General features: G+C 65.0%; 14 protein-coding genes and 3 tRNA genes. 6 read left to right on the plus strand and 11 right to left on the minus strand.

The genetic code is table 11. The features are described from left to right. The first annotated feature begins 26 nt into the window (after positions 1-26). Complete coding sequence (locus Q0894_RS15415) at positions 27-644, plus strand: 3'-5' exonuclease (RefSeq protein WP_299236985.1); 618 nt, start codon at positions 27-29, stop codon at positions 642-644. 94 nt (positions 645-738) lie between these two features. Continuing rightward, positions 739-1,656: a tRNA 2-thiocytidine(32) synthetase TtcA gene (ttcA, locus tag Q0894_RS15420; RefSeq protein WP_299236987.1), complete on the plus strand. Its 918-nt coding sequence runs from the start codon at positions 739-741 to the stop codon at positions 1,654-1,656. A gap of 164 nt (positions 1,657-1,820) precedes the next feature. Here the strand turns inward: ttcA and fnr are convergent, their stop codons facing one another. The 11 genes from fnr to ccoN all read right to left on the minus strand — a co-directional run bounded on the left by fnr (position 1,821) and on the right by ccoN (position 12,797). Beyond that, positions 1,821-2,564, minus strand: coding sequence for a fumarate/nitrate reduction transcriptional regulator Fnr (fnr, locus tag Q0894_RS15425; RefSeq protein ID WP_299236989.1), 744 nt, complete (start codon positions 2,562-2,564; stop codon positions 1,821-1,823). Positions 2,565-2,644: 80 nt separating this feature from the next. Further along, positions 2,645-3,979, minus strand: coding sequence for a radical SAM protein (locus Q0894_RS15430; RefSeq protein WP_299236991.1), 1,335 nt, complete (start codon positions 3,977-3,979; stop codon positions 2,645-2,647). An 89-nt stretch (positions 3,980-4,068) separates the two neighbouring features. Next, positions 4,069-4,776 (minus strand): sulfite exporter TauE/SafE family protein, encoded by a 708-nt coding sequence (locus Q0894_RS15435; RefSeq protein WP_299236994.1) that lies wholly within the window; start codon positions 4,774-4,776, stop codon positions 4,069-4,071. Further along, positions 4,776-5,006 carry a cbb3-type cytochrome oxidase assembly protein CcoS gene (ccoS, locus tag Q0894_RS15440; RefSeq protein WP_299236996.1) on the minus strand — a complete coding sequence of 77 codons (231 nt, stop codon included), beginning with the start codon at positions 5,004-5,006 and terminating at the stop codon, positions 4,776-4,778. Before ccoS ends, Q0894_RS15435 begins: the two co-directional genes overlap by 1 nt. Next, positions 5,003-7,492 (minus strand): heavy metal translocating P-type ATPase, encoded by a 2,490-nt coding sequence (locus tag Q0894_RS15445; RefSeq protein WP_299236998.1) that lies wholly within the window; start codon positions 7,490-7,492, stop codon positions 5,003-5,005. The genes ccoS and Q0894_RS15445 overlap by 4 nt, the downstream gene beginning before the upstream one ends. Before the next feature lie 14 nt (positions 7,493-7,506). Continuing rightward, complete coding sequence (locus Q0894_RS15450) at positions 7,507-8,010, minus strand: FixH family protein (protein ID WP_299237000.1); 504 nt, start codon at positions 8,008-8,010, stop codon at positions 7,507-7,509. Position 8,011: 1 nt separating this feature from the next. Further along, complete coding sequence (ccoG, locus tag Q0894_RS15455; protein ID WP_299237002.1) at positions 8,012-9,451, minus strand: cytochrome c oxidase accessory protein CcoG; 1,440 nt, start codon at positions 9,449-9,451, stop codon at positions 8,012-8,014. 133 nt (positions 9,452-9,584) lie between these two features. Beyond that, positions 9,585-10,514 (minus strand): cytochrome-c oxidase, cbb3-type subunit III, encoded by a 930-nt coding sequence (ccoP, locus tag Q0894_RS15460; protein WP_299237004.1) that lies wholly within the window; start codon positions 10,512-10,514, stop codon positions 9,585-9,587. Further along, positions 10,511-10,741, minus strand: coding sequence for a cbb3-type cytochrome c oxidase subunit 3 (locus Q0894_RS15465; RefSeq protein WP_299237006.1), 231 nt, complete (start codon positions 10,739-10,741; stop codon positions 10,511-10,513). The genes ccoP and Q0894_RS15465 overlap by 4 nt, the downstream gene beginning before the upstream one ends. Positions 10,742-10,743: 2 nt before the next feature. Further along, complete coding sequence (ccoO, locus tag Q0894_RS15470; RefSeq protein ID WP_299237008.1) at positions 10,744-11,349, minus strand: cytochrome-c oxidase, cbb3-type subunit II; 606 nt, start codon at positions 11,347-11,349, stop codon at positions 10,744-10,746. 23 nt (positions 11,350-11,372) lie between these two features. Continuing rightward, a complete protein-coding gene (gene ccoN, locus Q0894_RS15475) occupies positions 11,373-12,797 on the minus strand; it encodes a cytochrome-c oxidase, cbb3-type subunit I (RefSeq protein WP_299237010.1) in 1,425 nt (474 codons plus the stop codon). A 165-nt stretch (positions 12,798-12,962) separates the two neighbouring features. Here ccoN and Q0894_RS15480 point away from each other — a divergent pair, with 165 nt between their 5' ends. From Q0894_RS15480 to Q0894_RS15495, 4 genes are all read left to right on the plus strand, one after another. Continuing rightward, positions 12,963-13,700 carry an alpha/beta family hydrolase gene (locus Q0894_RS15480; protein WP_299237012.1) on the plus strand — a complete coding sequence of 246 codons (738 nt, stop codon included), beginning with the start codon at positions 12,963-12,965 and terminating at the stop codon, positions 13,698-13,700. Between the two features lie 51 nt (positions 13,701-13,751). Continuing rightward, positions 13,752-13,827 (plus strand) — tRNA-Val (locus Q0894_RS15485). 38 nt (positions 13,828-13,865) lie between these two features. Continuing rightward, a tRNA-Asp gene (locus Q0894_RS15490) sits at positions 13,866-13,942 on the plus strand. Positions 13,943-13,971: 29 nt separating this feature from the next. Beyond that, positions 13,972-14,045 (plus strand) — tRNA-Asp (locus tag Q0894_RS15495). The last annotated feature ends 1 nt before the right edge of the window (position 14,046 follow it).

Here is a 14,046-nt window from a genome sequence, read left to right on the forward strand (position 1 = left end):
AACGACAACGACACAAGGAGCCCGTCATGCTCAAGATGCTGAGACGCGTCGCGGATCAGCGGCGCCATGCCAACGGCGAGTACGCCTGGCTGTTTCGCCCCTATACCGGTGACGAGATGGTGGTGATCGACACCGAGACCACCGGCCTGGATACCCGCAGCGCCGAGCTGGTGTCGATCGCCGCGGTGCGGGTGCGTGGTGATCATATCCTCACCAGTGGCTCCCTGGATCTGCGCCTTCGTCGCCCCGACTCGCTGACCGGTGATTCCATCCGCATCCATGGCCTGCGTGGCATGGACCTCGACAATGGCGAGAGCATCGACAGCGCCCTGGCGCGGCTGCTCGACTTCGTCGGCAATCGCCCTCTCGTGGGCTGGCATCTGGGCTTTGACCTGGCGATTCTCAACCGTGAGCTGCGTCCGCGTTTCGGCTTCGAGCTACCCAACGCCACCGTGGATGTGGCCCAGCTGTGGCGGCGCCGACTGCGGCGTCAGCACCCGGCAATCGATAACCTGCCGCGCTTCGAGAGTGCCGCCGAGCGCCTGGGAGTGCCGGTCATGGGGCGCAATACCGCCCTGGGGGATGCGGTGACCACCGCGCTGATGTTCCTGCGCCTGGAGCGCGCTGACGCCGCCGGGAGTTAGTCGGCACGAGTGACGTCTGGCGTCGCCTGGCGCGGTCGCCGGTGGTAGGATGGGCGCCTTTCCATTTTTGCCCGCACTGGCAGCGCCAAGACCTATGCAAGACGCCGTGACCTTCGACCCCCGCGAACGCGATAGCGCGCCCCTCACCCACTCCGGGCCAGACGCGCCCCAGCAGCAGCCCGGTACTCAGGACAAGCGTGAATTCAACAAGCTGCAGAAGCGGCTGCGGCGCCAGGTAGGCAATGCCATCATCGACTATGGCATGATTCATGAGGGAGATCGGGTGATGGTGTGCCTGTCCGGCGGCAAGGACAGCTACACCCTGCTCGAGATCCTGCGCAATCTGCAGCGCAACGCCCCGGTCGACTTCTCGCTGGTGGCGGTGAACCTTGACCAGAAGCAGCCCGGCTTTCCCGAGCATGTGCTGCCCGAGTACCTGGAGAGTATCGGGGTCGACTATCATATCCTCGAGCGCGATACCTACTCGGTGGTCAAGGAGAAGACCCCGGAAGGCAAGACCACCTGTGCACTCTGCTCGCGACTGCGCCGCGGCTCCCTGTATGGGTTCGCCGAGGAGATCGGTGCCAACAAGATCGCCTTGGGGCACCACCGCGAGGATATCCTCGAGACCCTGTTCCTCAACATGTTCTTCGGCGGCAGCCTCAAGTCGATGCCGCCGAAGCTGCTGTCCGACGATGGCCGCAACATGGTGATTCGGCCGCTGGCCTATTGCCGGGAGGCGGACATTGCCGAGTTTGCTCGGCAGATGGCGTTTCCGATCATCCCCTGCAACCTGTGTGGCTCTCAGCCCAACCTGCAGCGCCAGGTGGTCAAGGAGATGCTGGCGGAGTGGGAGGCGAAGCACCCCGGGCGTCTGGAGAGCATGTTTAAGGCGGTGACCAACGTGGCGCCTTCACAGCTGGCCGATCGTGAGCTGTTTGACTTCGCTGGGCTGGAGAAGAAGCAGGCCAGGATGCAGGCCAGCCGTATCGATATCCAGCAAGAGCTGTAAACCCGGCTTCGCCGGGAGCGGTAAGCTATAAGCTTGTCGCTGTAAGAACAACTCTTTGCCGCTAGGCTTGGCGTCGATACCCTGGCTTACGGCTTACGGCTTACGGCTTACGGCTTACGGCTTACGGCTTACGGCTTACGGCTTACGGCTTACGGCTTACGCCGTTAGTGCGCCCCCTCTTCCTCGGCAAGGCGGGTGAGCGCTGGCAGGTCGAGGATATTCACCTCGCGCCCCGAGACGGCGACCAGGCCCTGGGTCTGGAAGCGGCCGAGGATACGGCTTACCGTCTCCACCGCCAGGCCCAGGTAGTTGCCGATATCGGCCCGTGCCATGGAGAGGCGGAAGCTGTAGGGCGAGTAGCCGCGGCGGCGGAAACGCTCGGAGAGGCTGGTGAAGAAGCTGGCCAGGCGCTGGTCGGCGGTCTTGCGCGAGAGCAGGCGCATCATGCGGCGGTCATCGCGCAGCTCCTTGCTCATGCTGCGATAGAGCTGGCCGCGCAGCTCCGGCATCGACTCCGCGAGGTGATCCAGGCGGTCGAAGGGAATCTCGCAGACGGTGGTGGTCTCCAGTGCCACCACGGTACCCGGATAGCGTTGTTCGTCGATGCCGTCGAGGCCCACCAGTTCGCTGGGCAGGTAGAAGTTGGTCAACTGATCTTCGCCACTGCCTTCGGTTGTGACCTGTTTGAGGCTGCCGGAGCGAACCGCGAAGACGCTGGAGAAGGGGGTATCCTGGCGAAATAGCGCCTCGCCCTTCTTGAGTGGTGCGCGACGCCGGATGATGGCGTCGAACTGGTCCATGTCGTCCACCTCGAGTGCCAGAGGCAGGCAGAGAGAGCTGAGACTGCATGTCTGACAGCGTGTCTCCTGCAGTACGGATCGCCGCCGACCGGTGAGAGTGTCCGCCATGGCCCTTTCCTTCTTGATCGTGGTCATGGCCCCATTATGGAGCAAAGTGCAGGCAGGGCAAACTGCACGGGGCTCGGCGGCTAGGGGAGGGCGAGGGCGTCGAGAATGTAGGGCAGCCGCCAGTGCCCTTCGGCGGTCAGCGATACTACTCCCTCAGTCGTCATCTCGATCAGTCCCTCCGCGAGGAGCCTCTCGAGGTGTGGGCTCGGCGGCAGGCCTGCAGGGTCGATGCCACGGTCACACAGCAGGGTCTCGCGGGTCACGCGGTGGCGTCGTTCATCGGCTGTCAGTCGGGCGCCGCGTGCGGTTGGCAGTTGGCTGTTATCGAGTGCCGATTCGTATGCCGCCAGCGTACCGGTGTTACGAACCCAGAGGTCGCCGATACGGCTGGTGGCGTTCACGCCGAGCCCCAGCAGATCACCCGCTTGCCCCCGGGTAAAGCCAAGCGGACCATGCCCCAGAGTGCCGCTGGCCTGGGCCAGTGCCAGGGGGTCGTTGCGGCGCGTGTAGAGGCCCAGGCCGATATGGACATAGCCGGCGGCGTCGAGCCGGGCGCGAGCCACGGCCAGCAGCTGTCGGCGGGTCGAGGTGTCGGGTAGCCAGTCACGGTGGATGGCACGCTGGGCCCGATGGTATTCCGGGCGATGCCGATAGCGGTAGAGGCGGATGCGTGCCGGGACCATGCCGATGACCTGCTCGAGAGTGTCGACGAGGCCTTGAGGTGTCTGGAAAGGGAGCCCCAGCATCAGCGACATCGTCAGCTCCCGAAAACCCAGGCGGTCGGCCTCGTCGACCAGGGACTCGGTCAGGGCCCTCGGCTGTAGGCGGTTGATGGCCTGTTGTACACGTGGATCCAGTTCCTGCACACCCAGGTTCAGGCGGTTGAAGCCCAGCGCTTGCAGATGGCGCAGGGTCAGCATATCGGCCTCTCGTGGGTCGAGGTCGATGCTGAAGTCCCGCTCCCGGGCACCGGAGAGTCCGAGGCGGGCGTCCAGGCGATCGAAGAGGTCACTCATCTGGTCCAGGGAGAGAAAGGCCGGGGGGGCGCCGCCCCAGTGCAGGCGAGATACCGCCGGCAGGCCGCTGAGCCGACGCCGAGCCAGTACCATTTCGCGGTCTAGGCGGGTGAGATAGGGGTCGGCCTGGCGACTGCTGCGGGAGGAGACGCACTGGCTGGCGCAGAAGCGGCAGGCATGGCGGCAGAAGGGCAGGCGCACCTTGATCGCCAGGGGTGCCTCGGCCGGACGCTCGGCGAGGGCCATTTCCAGTGCCTGGGCGCCGATGTCGTCGCGATAGTGGTGTGGAGCGGGGTAGGCGACCTCCTCGGCCGTTACCAGGTCGCCCGCACCGGGCAGCGCCTCTCGAGCAGGACTCGAGGCCCCGGCGGGGACGGTGTGCTTGGCGGGAACGGGCATGGGGCGACTCCGATGATGGATCTACCCTCATGCTAGGGCGTGGTGCCCAGAACGGCGTTGAGCTGCGTCAACCCCGCGTGGAATAGTGCTCAGCCGGTATGGGAGGCGCCTCCCCCGGGAAGCAGCAGCCATAGCTGCCAGAGCGCGAAGGCGATGATGGATAGCGCGGCAAGGGTGCGGGTGGCCCGGTGGCGGATCAGTCGGCTCAGCTGGCGCGCGGCAAAGCCGGTGGCCAGCAGGGCCGGAAGCGTGCCTAGCCCGAAGGCTCCCATCAGCAAGACGCCGCGCAGCGGATCCGCCATGGCCAGGCTCCAGGTCAGCATGGAGTAGACCAGCCCACAGGGTAGCCAGCCCCATACCGCCCCCAGCGCCACTGCCTGGGGGAGCTTCACCACCGGCATCAGTCGCCGCCCCAGTGGCTCCAGATGGCGCCACAGGCGCCTGCCCAGTGCTTCGACCCCCAGCAGCCCTTTCCACCAGTCGGCGATATAGAGCGCCATCAGGATCAGCATCAGAGCGGCGAGCCCTTGCAGGATAAGACGCGCGGGGGCGGTCAGCGAGAGCAGGGTGCCGAGCGACGCCGCCAGGGCACCGGCGATCATGTAGCTGGTGATGCGGCCCAGATTGTAGCCCAGCAGCAGGCCCGAGAGGCGCGCCGGAGAGCGCATGCTGGGGGGTACCGCGAAGGAGAGTGCGCTCATGATGCCACCACACATGCCGATGCAGTGGGCACCGCCGAGCAGGCCGAAGACGAAGGCGGCGGCGAAAGGCGGCAGGTCCAGTCCGGTCGGGTCCATCAGCGCGTCTCGTCCGTTGGCCCGGGGGGCGCCGATGAGGTCGTATCATCCTTGCCGCCGCTCCTGCGCTCCTCCGGGGGGCGGTCATTGTCGTCCTCATCGAAGAGAATGCGGTAGGCGGGTCCTTCCAGGTCCTCGAACTGGTCGTGCTTCACCGCCCAGAAGAAGGCCCACAAGGCCAGACCCAGCAGGATCAGGGTCAGTGGTATCAGCAGGTAGAGAATAGTCATGCGGTGCGGGGTTCCGAAGGTGTAGCCACCTCCTGTGGCAGCGGGGTGTGGCGAGTCAGGCGCAGAGCATTGCCGACCACCACCAGCGAGCTGGCCGACATGCCGATGGCCGCAATCCAGGGCGTGACGAAGCCCATCATGGCCAACGGCAGGGCGCCAATATTGTAAACCAGCGCCCAACCGAGGTTCTGCTTGATGATGCGGCGCGTGGCGCGGCTGATGGCGACGGCCTCGACGATACGCATCAGGCGCGGGCCCAGCAACACGGCATCGGCGCGGGTGCGGGCCAGGTCCGTGGCGCCATTCATGGCGATGGCCACATCGGCACCCGCCAGCACCGGCACATCGTTGATGCCGTCGCCGACCATGGCGACGCGCTCACCCGCGGCCTGCAGCTGGCGCAGGCGGTCGAGCTTGCCTTCCGGACTGACCCCGCCGCGCCACTGCGCGATACCCAGCCGCTCGGCCATGCTGGCGGTGGCGTCAGCGGTATCGCCCGAGAGCAGCTCCACCTTCAATCCCAACGAGCTCAGTGCGGCGATGGTGTCGACGGCATCCTCTCGCAGGCGGTCGCTTAAGTTGAACCAGGCCCGGGGCCGTCCGGCTTCGCTCAGCAGCAGCCACTGGCCGTCGCCTGGGGGTGCCAGGGGCTGGTCGGGGGCGGCGAACTCCGGCTTGCCGAGCCGCCACCGCCGGTTGTGAAGGGTGCCCTCCAGCCCCAGTCCCGGGCGGTTGATGATCGCCTCGGCGCTCAGGCGGTGATCACGATAGGGCCCGAAGGCCCGTGCGATGGGGTGCTCGGACTGGGTTTCCAGAGCCGCGGCGATGCGGGTCAGCGCCTCCTCATCATGGTGGTTGCCGTCGAGGCCTTCGCTTTCCCCGGTTCGCCGGACCTCGGCAAGAGTCATTTCACCGGCGGTCAAGGTGCCGGTCTTGTCGAAAACCACCCGATCGAGACTGGATAGTGTCTCCAGGGCGTCGGCGCGGGTGATCAGTACGCCGCGTCGCCGCAGCTGACCATGGGCCGCCGTCAGCGCTGTGGGGGTAGCCAGGGCCAGTGCACAGGGGCAGGTGATCACCAGTACCGAGAGCGTCACCCAGAAGGCGCGCTGAGGATCGACAAACCACCACACGGTGCCGACCACCACGGAGAGAATCAGCACTTGAAGCACGAAGTGGTGGGCAAGGCGGGCGGTGTGCTCCGCGATTTTGGGGCGATGGGCGAAGGCGCGGTCGGTCAGGTCAACGATGCCGGCGGCCCTGGCGTCCTTGCCTGCGCGGGTCACGCGGATGGTCAGCGGGCTGGTGATGTTCTGACTGCCACCGGTCACGCTGTCGCCGAGCGTGCGACTGACCGGCAGAGTCTCGCCGGTCAGCATGGACTCGTCGAGACTGGACTCGCCATCCTCGATGATGCCGTCGGCGGGTATCCCGTGGCCGGGCTTGACCAATACGCGGTCGCCCTCGTGCAGGTCGCTGGCGGGCACGATGCGCGCCTGGCCGTCATCCTCCAGCCGCGTCGCCGAAAGCGGGAGCACCTGAGCCAGCGCATTGCCGATGCGTCCGCTGTGCCGGCGCGCGCGCATCTCCACATAGCGACCAAACAGCAGAAAGAAGGTGAACATCACCACCGAATCAAAGTAGATGTCGCCGCCAACGAATACCCCCCAGGCGCTGGCGATATAGGCCGAGCCGATGGCCAGCGACACCGGAACATCCATGCCCAGCTGACGGCTGCGTATATCGCGCACCGCGCCAGTGAAAAAGGGCTGAGCCGAAAACAGCACCACCGGTGTGGTCAGGGCGAAGGCCAGCCACAGGAACAGGGCGCTGAAGTCGGCGCTGATCTCGCCCTCGCCGGCGAAGTAGTGGGGGATCGAGAACATCATCACCTGCATCATGCCGGCAGCGGCGACGATCAGGCGTCGGATGCTCATGCGCTCTTCGCGCTGAAGGCGAAGCTGGGCGGCATCCGGTTCATAGGGCTGGGAGGGGTAACCGATGGCAGCCAGCTCGGCCAGGATGCGAGACAGGGGAAGCCGTTCGGGGTCCCAGGTCACGCGCAACCGGTGATGGCTGAGGTTGACCGCGGTGGTGGTGATACCCGTCAGGGCGTTGAGGCGGTGCTCGATCAGCCAGGCGCAGGCGGCGCAGGTGATGCCATCCACCGCCAGGGTGACATGCACCTGGCCGCTGCCGTCCTGTTCGGGGTGGACAAACTGCTGCTGCAGCCCGGGGTCATCGAAGACCGTCCAGGTATCGGCATCAACCGTGCCGCGCTCATCGGGTCGCTCCGGCAGCTCGGTGCGGAAGCGGTAGTAGCTGGCAAGCCCGCCGTCGACGATGGCGTGGGCCACCGCCTCGCAGCCGGGGCAGCAGAGCGGGTGGCGGATGTCATCCAGGGTGATCGACCAGGTGGCACCGGTGGGTACCGGGTTGCCGCAGTGATAGCAGGTGGTGTCCAGGGTCTCGACGGTGTCGGTCATGTCGGGGCGCCGGGCTAGAGGCCCGGCTTCAGGGTGACGGGGGCATCGTTCGGGAAGCTGATCTCGCCGGTGAGTCGCCACTCGGCCTGCTCACCTGCCTCGGGCTGCAGCTGCAGGTACCAGCGATAGCGCAACGGCTCCTCCAGGGTGGTGAGATAGCGACCCTCATGTACATGCTCCAGGGTCAGCTCGCGGTCGAAGTCGCTGTCGGTGGGGAAGATCAGTGTCAGGGCAAGGCTCTCCGGGCGACTCTCCCCCATCAGGTCCACCACGACGTCGCCGGTGCGGTTATCGAACAGCACTTGAGCCTCGAGCCCCAGCGCCCGGGCATGCTCCTGCTTGGCCAGCTGCTCGTTGATGGCCAGGCCGCGCTTGTAGTAGTCGCCGCCAACCGAGCCATCGTAGTAACGAATCGAGACGACCAGGTAGATGAGGCTGAAGGTGATCGATGACAGCAAGAGCCCGATCAGAAACCAGGGCCAGAACTGCTTGTACCAGGGGGTGAGGTCTTCGCGCATGTTATCTCCGCAGTTCGCCGAGGAAGCGTGCCTCGCGCTCCAGGCTGATATCGGGGGACCGCTCGGCGGTCAGTCGCAGGGTAATGGCATGGCTGGGCTGTTCGATCACCTCTCCCGGCACGGTGATGGTGACCACTCGCTGGCGGGAGTCGCTGGCCGGGACTCGGATGCTCTCGGTATCCAGTGTCAGCCCGGGCAGGCCCGAGGCCTCCAGGCGATAGACATGGGCCTCGCCGTCCATGTTGCGTACCGTGAGGGTATAGCTGTTGCTGATATTGCCTTCGCTCGTGGTCTGGAACAGCCGGTTGCGGTCACGCTCCACATCGAAGGAGAGCGGCGTGCGATCACTGACGGTCCAGGCGAACAGCCCGGTCATCAGCAGCAGGGCCGCAAGATAACCCATCAGGCGTGGCCGCAGGATATGGGTGGGCTTGCCCTCAAGGGCATTCTCGGTGGTGTAACGGATCAGACCGCGGGGATAGCCCATCTTGTCCATCACGCTGTCGCAGGCGTCGATGCAGGCCGCACAGGTGATGCACTCGTACTGCAGACCGTCGCGGATGTCGATGCCGGTGGGGCAGACCTGCACGCACAGGTCGCAGTCGATGCAGTCACCATGACCGGCCTCGCGGGCCTGTTCATGGGAGAGACTCTTCTTGCGATGACCGCGGGGTTCGCCCCGGGCAGCGTCGTAGGAGACGATCAGGGTATCGCGGTCGAACATCACTGACTGGAAGCGGGCGTAGGGGCACATGTAGATGCACACCTGCTCACGCAGCCAGCCGGCGTTGAGATAGGTGAAGACCAGGAAGAAACCGACCCAGAAGTAGGACCAGCCGTGGGCCTCCAGGGTCGGCAGTTCGACCACCAGGTCATTGATGGGGGTGAAGTAACCCACGAAGGTGACGCCGGTGGCCATGGCAATGATCAGCCAGATGGCGTGCTTGGCCCCCTTGCGCCATAGCTTGTCGGCGTTCATGGGCTGCTTGTCGAGCTTGATACGTCGGTTGCGCGAGCCCTCCAGGCGGTGCTCAACCCAGATGTACAGGAAGGTCCAGACACTCTGTGGGCAGGTGTAGCCACACCAGACGCGGCCGGCAAACACGGTGATGAAGAACAGTCCGAAGGCGCAGATGATCAGCAGCCAGGAGAGCAGCATGAACTCCTGAGGGTAGAAGGTGGCCGAGAAGATATGGAACTCGCGACCGGGCAGGTTGAACCAGATGGCGGGGCGGTCGCCCCAGGGCACCCAGGGCAGCAGGAAGAAGGCCAGCATCAGCAACCAGTTGGAGGCGCGGCGCAGGCGCTGGAAGAAGCCCTTTATCTCGCGCACATAGATATGGCGCCGACTGGCATACATCTCCTGGGTGAACGCTTCCTGGGGCGTATGGTGCTGCACGGATGGCGGTGTGACATCGCGAGTAGGAATCTTGTCGCTCATGGCTGGCTCACGGCAGGAGGGATGACCCGGGTCGCTTCGGGGCGAGATGGGACTATTGTATCGATGCGCCGCACAAACGAGAAAGGGTGCGACCTGAGGTCGCACCCTTTCAGCCTTGCCGGGACCGGCGGTCTCAGTCCTGATTACGCAGGCTGTAGACGTAGGCGGCCACCAGGTGGACGCGCTCCTCGCCGATATAGGCGGCCTGGGCCGGCATATGGCCGTTGCGGCCGTTACGCAGGGTCTGGCGCACGGCATCGGCCACGCTCTGTCCGGGCTGCTGATAGAGCCAGATGTTGTTGGTCAGGTTGGGGGCGCCGAGCGCCTGATTGCCGGTGCCGTCGGGCATGTGGCAGGCGGCACACACCGAGGTGAAGGTCGCCGCACCGCTCTCGGCGCGCTCGGCATCATGCTCGTTGCCGGAGAGCGCGAGGACGTGCTGGGTGACGTTCTCGATGTTCTCCTCGCCCAGCTGCTGCCAGGAGGGCATCAGGCCGTTGCGGCCGTTGTTGAGGGTCGCCAGGATGTTCTCCGGCTCGCCGCCGTAGAGCCAGTCGTCGTCGGTCAGGTTGGGGAAGCCGTAGCCGCCCTGAGCCCCAGAGCCGTGGCACACGGCGCAGTTGTTGAGGTAGATGCGCTCGGCGACCTGCATGGCCTCCGCGTCCTGGGCCAGCTCGGGAATCGGCACCTCCTCGTACTGGGCGAAGATCGGCGTGAAACGCTCCTCGGCTCGCGCCACTTCCTGCTCCCACTGACCCTCCTGGCTCCAGCCCAGCAGGCCGGCAAAGTTGCCCAGACCCGGGTAGAGCACCAGGTAACCCAGCGCGAAGATCACGGTGCCGACGTAGAGCTGGAACCACCAGCGCGGCAGCGGGTTGTCGTACTCCTCGATGCCGTCGGCAGCATGGCCGGTGGTATCGACATTACCTTCGGCATCGGGGGTCTTGTCGGTCTTGCGGTTGGCATAGAGCAACCAGAAGGCAAGACCGATGGAGCCCAGCGTGATGACGATGATCCAGGCGCTCCAGAACCCGGAAAGGGAGTCACCCCAGAGATTGTTCATGTGTTCCTGTCTCCCTTGCTCTTGCAAGAATCGTTCTTGCGGGAATCGACCCCGTTCGGCGAGGCGCTCGTGTCATGGTTCGGTGTCTCGTCATCGTCGCTGAAGGGCAGATTGGCCGCTTCATCGAAGTCCGGCTTGCGACGCTTCGAGTAGGCCCACACCGTGATGCCGATGAAGGTCACGATCAGGATGCCGGTAACGATGCCGCTTACGGTGCCGCTGTCCATGATCAGTTGTCCTTGAGAACGGTGCCTAGCTGCTGCAGATAGGCGATCAGAGCGGTGATCTCCTGCTCGCCACGCACCTCGCTGGTGGCGTTTTCGATCTGCTCGTCGGTATAGGGCACGCCGAGGGCACGCAGGGCGCGCATCTTCTTGGGCGTGGCCTCGCCGTCGACGGTGTTCTCGAACAGCCATGGGTAGGCGGGCATCACCGACTCGGGCACCACATCACGCGGGTTGTACATGTGCGCGCGGTGCCAGTCGTCGCTGTAGCGGCCGCCTACGCGGGCGAGGTCGGGTCCGGTACGCTTGGAGCCCCACAGGAAGTTGTGGTCGTAGACCGTTTCACCGGCCACGGTGTAGGGGCCATAGCGCTCGGTTTCGGCGCGGAAGGGGCGCACCATCTGCGAGTGGCAGCCGACGCAACCCTCGCGGCGAAAGATATCGCGTCCCTCGAGCTCCAGGGCGGTCAGCGGCTTGAGCCCCTCTACCGGCTGCGTGGTCTGCTTCTGGAAGAACAGTGGCACCACCTCGGCCAGGCCGCCGAAGCTGATTACCACCAGAATCAGCACGGCGAGCAGGCCGACGTTCTTTTCGACGATCTCGTGTCTCATTGGAAGTCTCGTTCCCTGTAGGCTCAGGCGGTCTGGGGAAGCGGCTGATGGGCCTCTTCGCCGCGCTTGATGGTCCGGGTGACGTTATAGGCCATGATCAGCATGCCGGTGACCCAGCACAGGCCGCCGATCAGACGCACGATGTAACCGGGACCGCTGGCTTCGACGGACTCGACGAAGGTGTACATCAGGGTGCCGTCCGGGTTGATCGCACGCCACATCAGGCCCTGCAGGATGCCGTTGACCCACATGGAGGCGATGTAGAGCACGGTGCCGATGGTCGCCAGCCAGAAGTGCACGGCGATCAGGTTGACCGAGTACATCTCGGTGCGGCCGAACAGGCGCGGAATCAGGTGATACATGGAGCCGATGGTGATCATTGCCACCCAGCCCAGGGCGCCGGCATGGACGTGACCGATGGTCCAGTCGGTATAGTGGGAGAGGGCGTTGACGGTCTTCACCGCCATCATCGGACCCTCGAAGGTGGACATGCCGTAGAACGAGAGGGCGACCACGAGGAAGCGCAGGGTGGGGTCGGTACGCAGCTTATGCCAGGCGCCGGAGAGCGTCATCATGCCGTTGATCATGCCGCCCCAGGAGGGTGCGAGCAGGATGATCGACAGCACCATGCCCAGCGACTGGGTCCAGTTGGGCAGAGCGGTATAGTGAAGATGGTGCGGGCCGGCCCACATGTAGACCATGATCAGCGCCCAGAAGTGGACGATGGAGAGGCGATAGGAGTAGACCGGACGCTCGGCCTGCTTGGGTACGAAGTAGTACATCATGCCCAGGAAGCCGGCGGTCAGGAAGAAGCCTACCGCGTTGTGGCCGTACCACCACTGCACCATGGCGTCGATGGCGCCGGCGTAGATGGAGGTGGAGTACCAGGCGGTGACAGGAATCGCCGCGTTGTTGACGATATGCAGCACGGCGATGGTGAGGATAAACGCAGCATAGAACCAGTTGGCCACATAGATGTGCGACACCTTGCGGCGCTTGATGGTCATCAGGAAGACGATCGCATAGGCGATCCAGACCACCGCCAGCAGGATGTTGATCGGCCACTCCAGCTCGGCGTACTCCTTGGTGGTGGTGTAGCCCAGCGGCAGGGTCACCACGGCGAGCAGGATCACCGCCTGGTAGCCCCAGAAGGTGAAGGCGGCGAGCCGGTCGGAGAACAGTCTCACCTGACAGGTCCGCTGTACCACGTAGTAGGAGGTGGCAATCAGTGCCGAGCCGCCGAAGGCGAAGATCACGGCGTTGGTATGCAGCGGGCGCAGGCGTCCGAAGCTGGTCCAGGGTAGATCGAGGTTCAGTTGCGGCCAGACCAGCTGGGCGGCGAGGGTGACACCGAGTGTCATGCCCACGATGCCCCAGACCACGGTCATGATCGCGAACTGCCGAACTACCTTGTAGTTGTAGGTCGGGTGTTCAAATGCTGTGCTCATGTCGGGTTCCCATCGAACGCGGTAGGAGATAAAGCTGCGTCAGTGTGTCACGGACGCGGCCTCCCTGAGGATGATGCAGGTCAATTCGCGGGGGATTCTACCCCAGCCGGGCAATATCCTGAACACGCCCAAGGGTGTATTTGGAGAACTTGTAAAGGAGATCTTGTGTCAGAGTTCATCCATCTGCAGGCCGTGGCGATGGCTTCGTCCGAGTGTCGCGAGCGTCTACTGAAAGGTGATTGCGGCCTGTGGCAGCTGCCGGAGGGGCCGCTGGAGGTGCGGGGCGAGGCGCGCCTCGGTCGTCTGCTGATGGCCCATGGCGCCGGCGCAGGCCAGGATTCCACGTTTCTACAACGGCTGCGCGAAGGTCTCGCCGTGGCCGGTGTCCAGACCCTGGCCATCGAGTTCGGCTACCTTCAGCGGATGCGTCGCGAAGGGCGTCGTCGTCCGCCACCGGGAATGAACACCCTGGTGGAGGAGATGGCGTCCTGGTGCGACCTTCTGTCACACCCCGAGCTGCCACCGCTGTGGCTGGGTGGCAAGTCCATGGGGGGACGGGTAGCCAGCCTGCTCGCCGCCCGCGATGGTGCCCCGGGGCTGGTACTCTGTGGTTACCCCTTCCACCCGCCCGGCAAACCCGAGCGGCTGCGCCTCGATCACTGGCCGCAACTCGCCTGCCCGACCCTGGTGGTGCAGGGCAGTCGTGACCCCTTTGGCACCCGTGAGGAGGTGGCAGGCTATGCGCTACCCGAAGCGGCACGCCTGCACTGGCTGGAGGATGGCGACCATGACTGGAAGCCACGGCGCGCCAGCGGCACGACCCAGGTGCGGTTGATCGAGACGGCCGCCGCCGCCATCGCCGGCTTTATGGATGGGCATGGTGGAGTCGACGCCGTTCGATAAAAGGCGTTGACATTCGGGCCGGTCTCTGTAGAATGCAGCGCCACGTACCGGGGGTGGTTAGCTCAGTTGGGAGAGCACCAGCCTTACAAGCTGGGGGTCACTGGTTCGAACCCAGTACCACCCACCACTGCTTCGGCAGTCCCGATTACGTAGGCAACACGCAGCGGACCGGTAGTTCAGTTGGTTAGAATGCCGGCCTGTCACGCCGGAGGTCGCGGGTTCGAGTCCCGTCCGGTCCGCCAACGTGTTTCCAGTCAGTCAGCCCTGTTGCGGACCGGTAGTTCAGTTGGTTAGAATGCCGGCCTGTCACGCCGGAGGTCGCGGGTTCGAGTCCCGTCCGGTCCGC

Source organism: uncultured Halomonas sp. (assembly GCF_947501415.1).
GTDB lineage: Bacteria > Pseudomonadota > Gammaproteobacteria > Pseudomonadales > Halomonadaceae > Halomonas.

Bases quoted from the DNA above. Each gene is read 5' to 3' on its own strand.
- Q0894_RS15430 (WP_299236991.1), bottom strand. From the start codon at position 3,979: ATGCCCGTTCCCGCCAAGCACACCGTCCCCGCCGGGGCCTCGAGTCCT.
- ttcA (WP_299236987.1), top strand. From the start codon at position 739: ATGCAAGACGCCGTGACCTTCGACCCCCGCGAACGCGATAGCGCGCCC.
- fnr (WP_299236989.1), bottom strand. From the start codon at position 2,564: ATGGCGGACACTCTCACCGGTCGGCGGCGATCCGTACTGCAGGAGACA.
- ccoO (WP_299237008.1), bottom strand. From the start codon at position 11,349: ATGAGACACGAGATCGTCGAAAAGAACGTCGGCCTGCTCGCCGTGCTG.
- Q0894_RS15435 (WP_299236994.1), bottom strand. From the start codon at position 4,776: ATGGACCCGACCGGACTGGACCTGCCGCCTTTCGCCGCCGCCTTCGTC.
- Q0894_RS15415 (WP_299236985.1), top strand. From the start codon at position 27: ATGCTCAAGATGCTGAGACGCGTCGCGGATCAGCGGCGCCATGCCAAC.
- ccoN (WP_299237010.1), bottom strand. From the start codon at position 12,797: ATGAGCACAGCATTTGAACACCCGACCTACAACTACAAGGTAGTTCGG.
- ccoS (WP_299236996.1), bottom strand. From the start codon at position 5,006: ATGACTATTCTCTACCTGCTGATACCACTGACCCTGATCCTGCTGGGT.
- Q0894_RS15465 (WP_299237006.1), bottom strand. From the start codon at position 10,741: ATGGACAGCGGCACCGTAAGCGGCATCGTTACCGGCATCCTGATCGTG.
- Q0894_RS15445 (WP_299236998.1), bottom strand. From the start codon at position 7,492: ATGACCGACACCGTCGAGACCCTGGACACCACCTGCTATCACTGCGGC.
- Q0894_RS15450 (WP_299237000.1), bottom strand. From the start codon at position 8,010: ATGCGCGAAGACCTCACCCCCTGGTACAAGCAGTTCTGGCCCTGGTTT.
- ccoP (WP_299237004.1), bottom strand. From the start codon at position 10,514: ATGAACAATCTCTGGGGTGACTCCCTTTCCGGGTTCTGGAGCGCCTGG.
- ccoG (WP_299237002.1), bottom strand. From the start codon at position 9,451: ATGAGCGACAAGATTCCTACTCGCGATGTCACACCGCCATCCGTGCAG.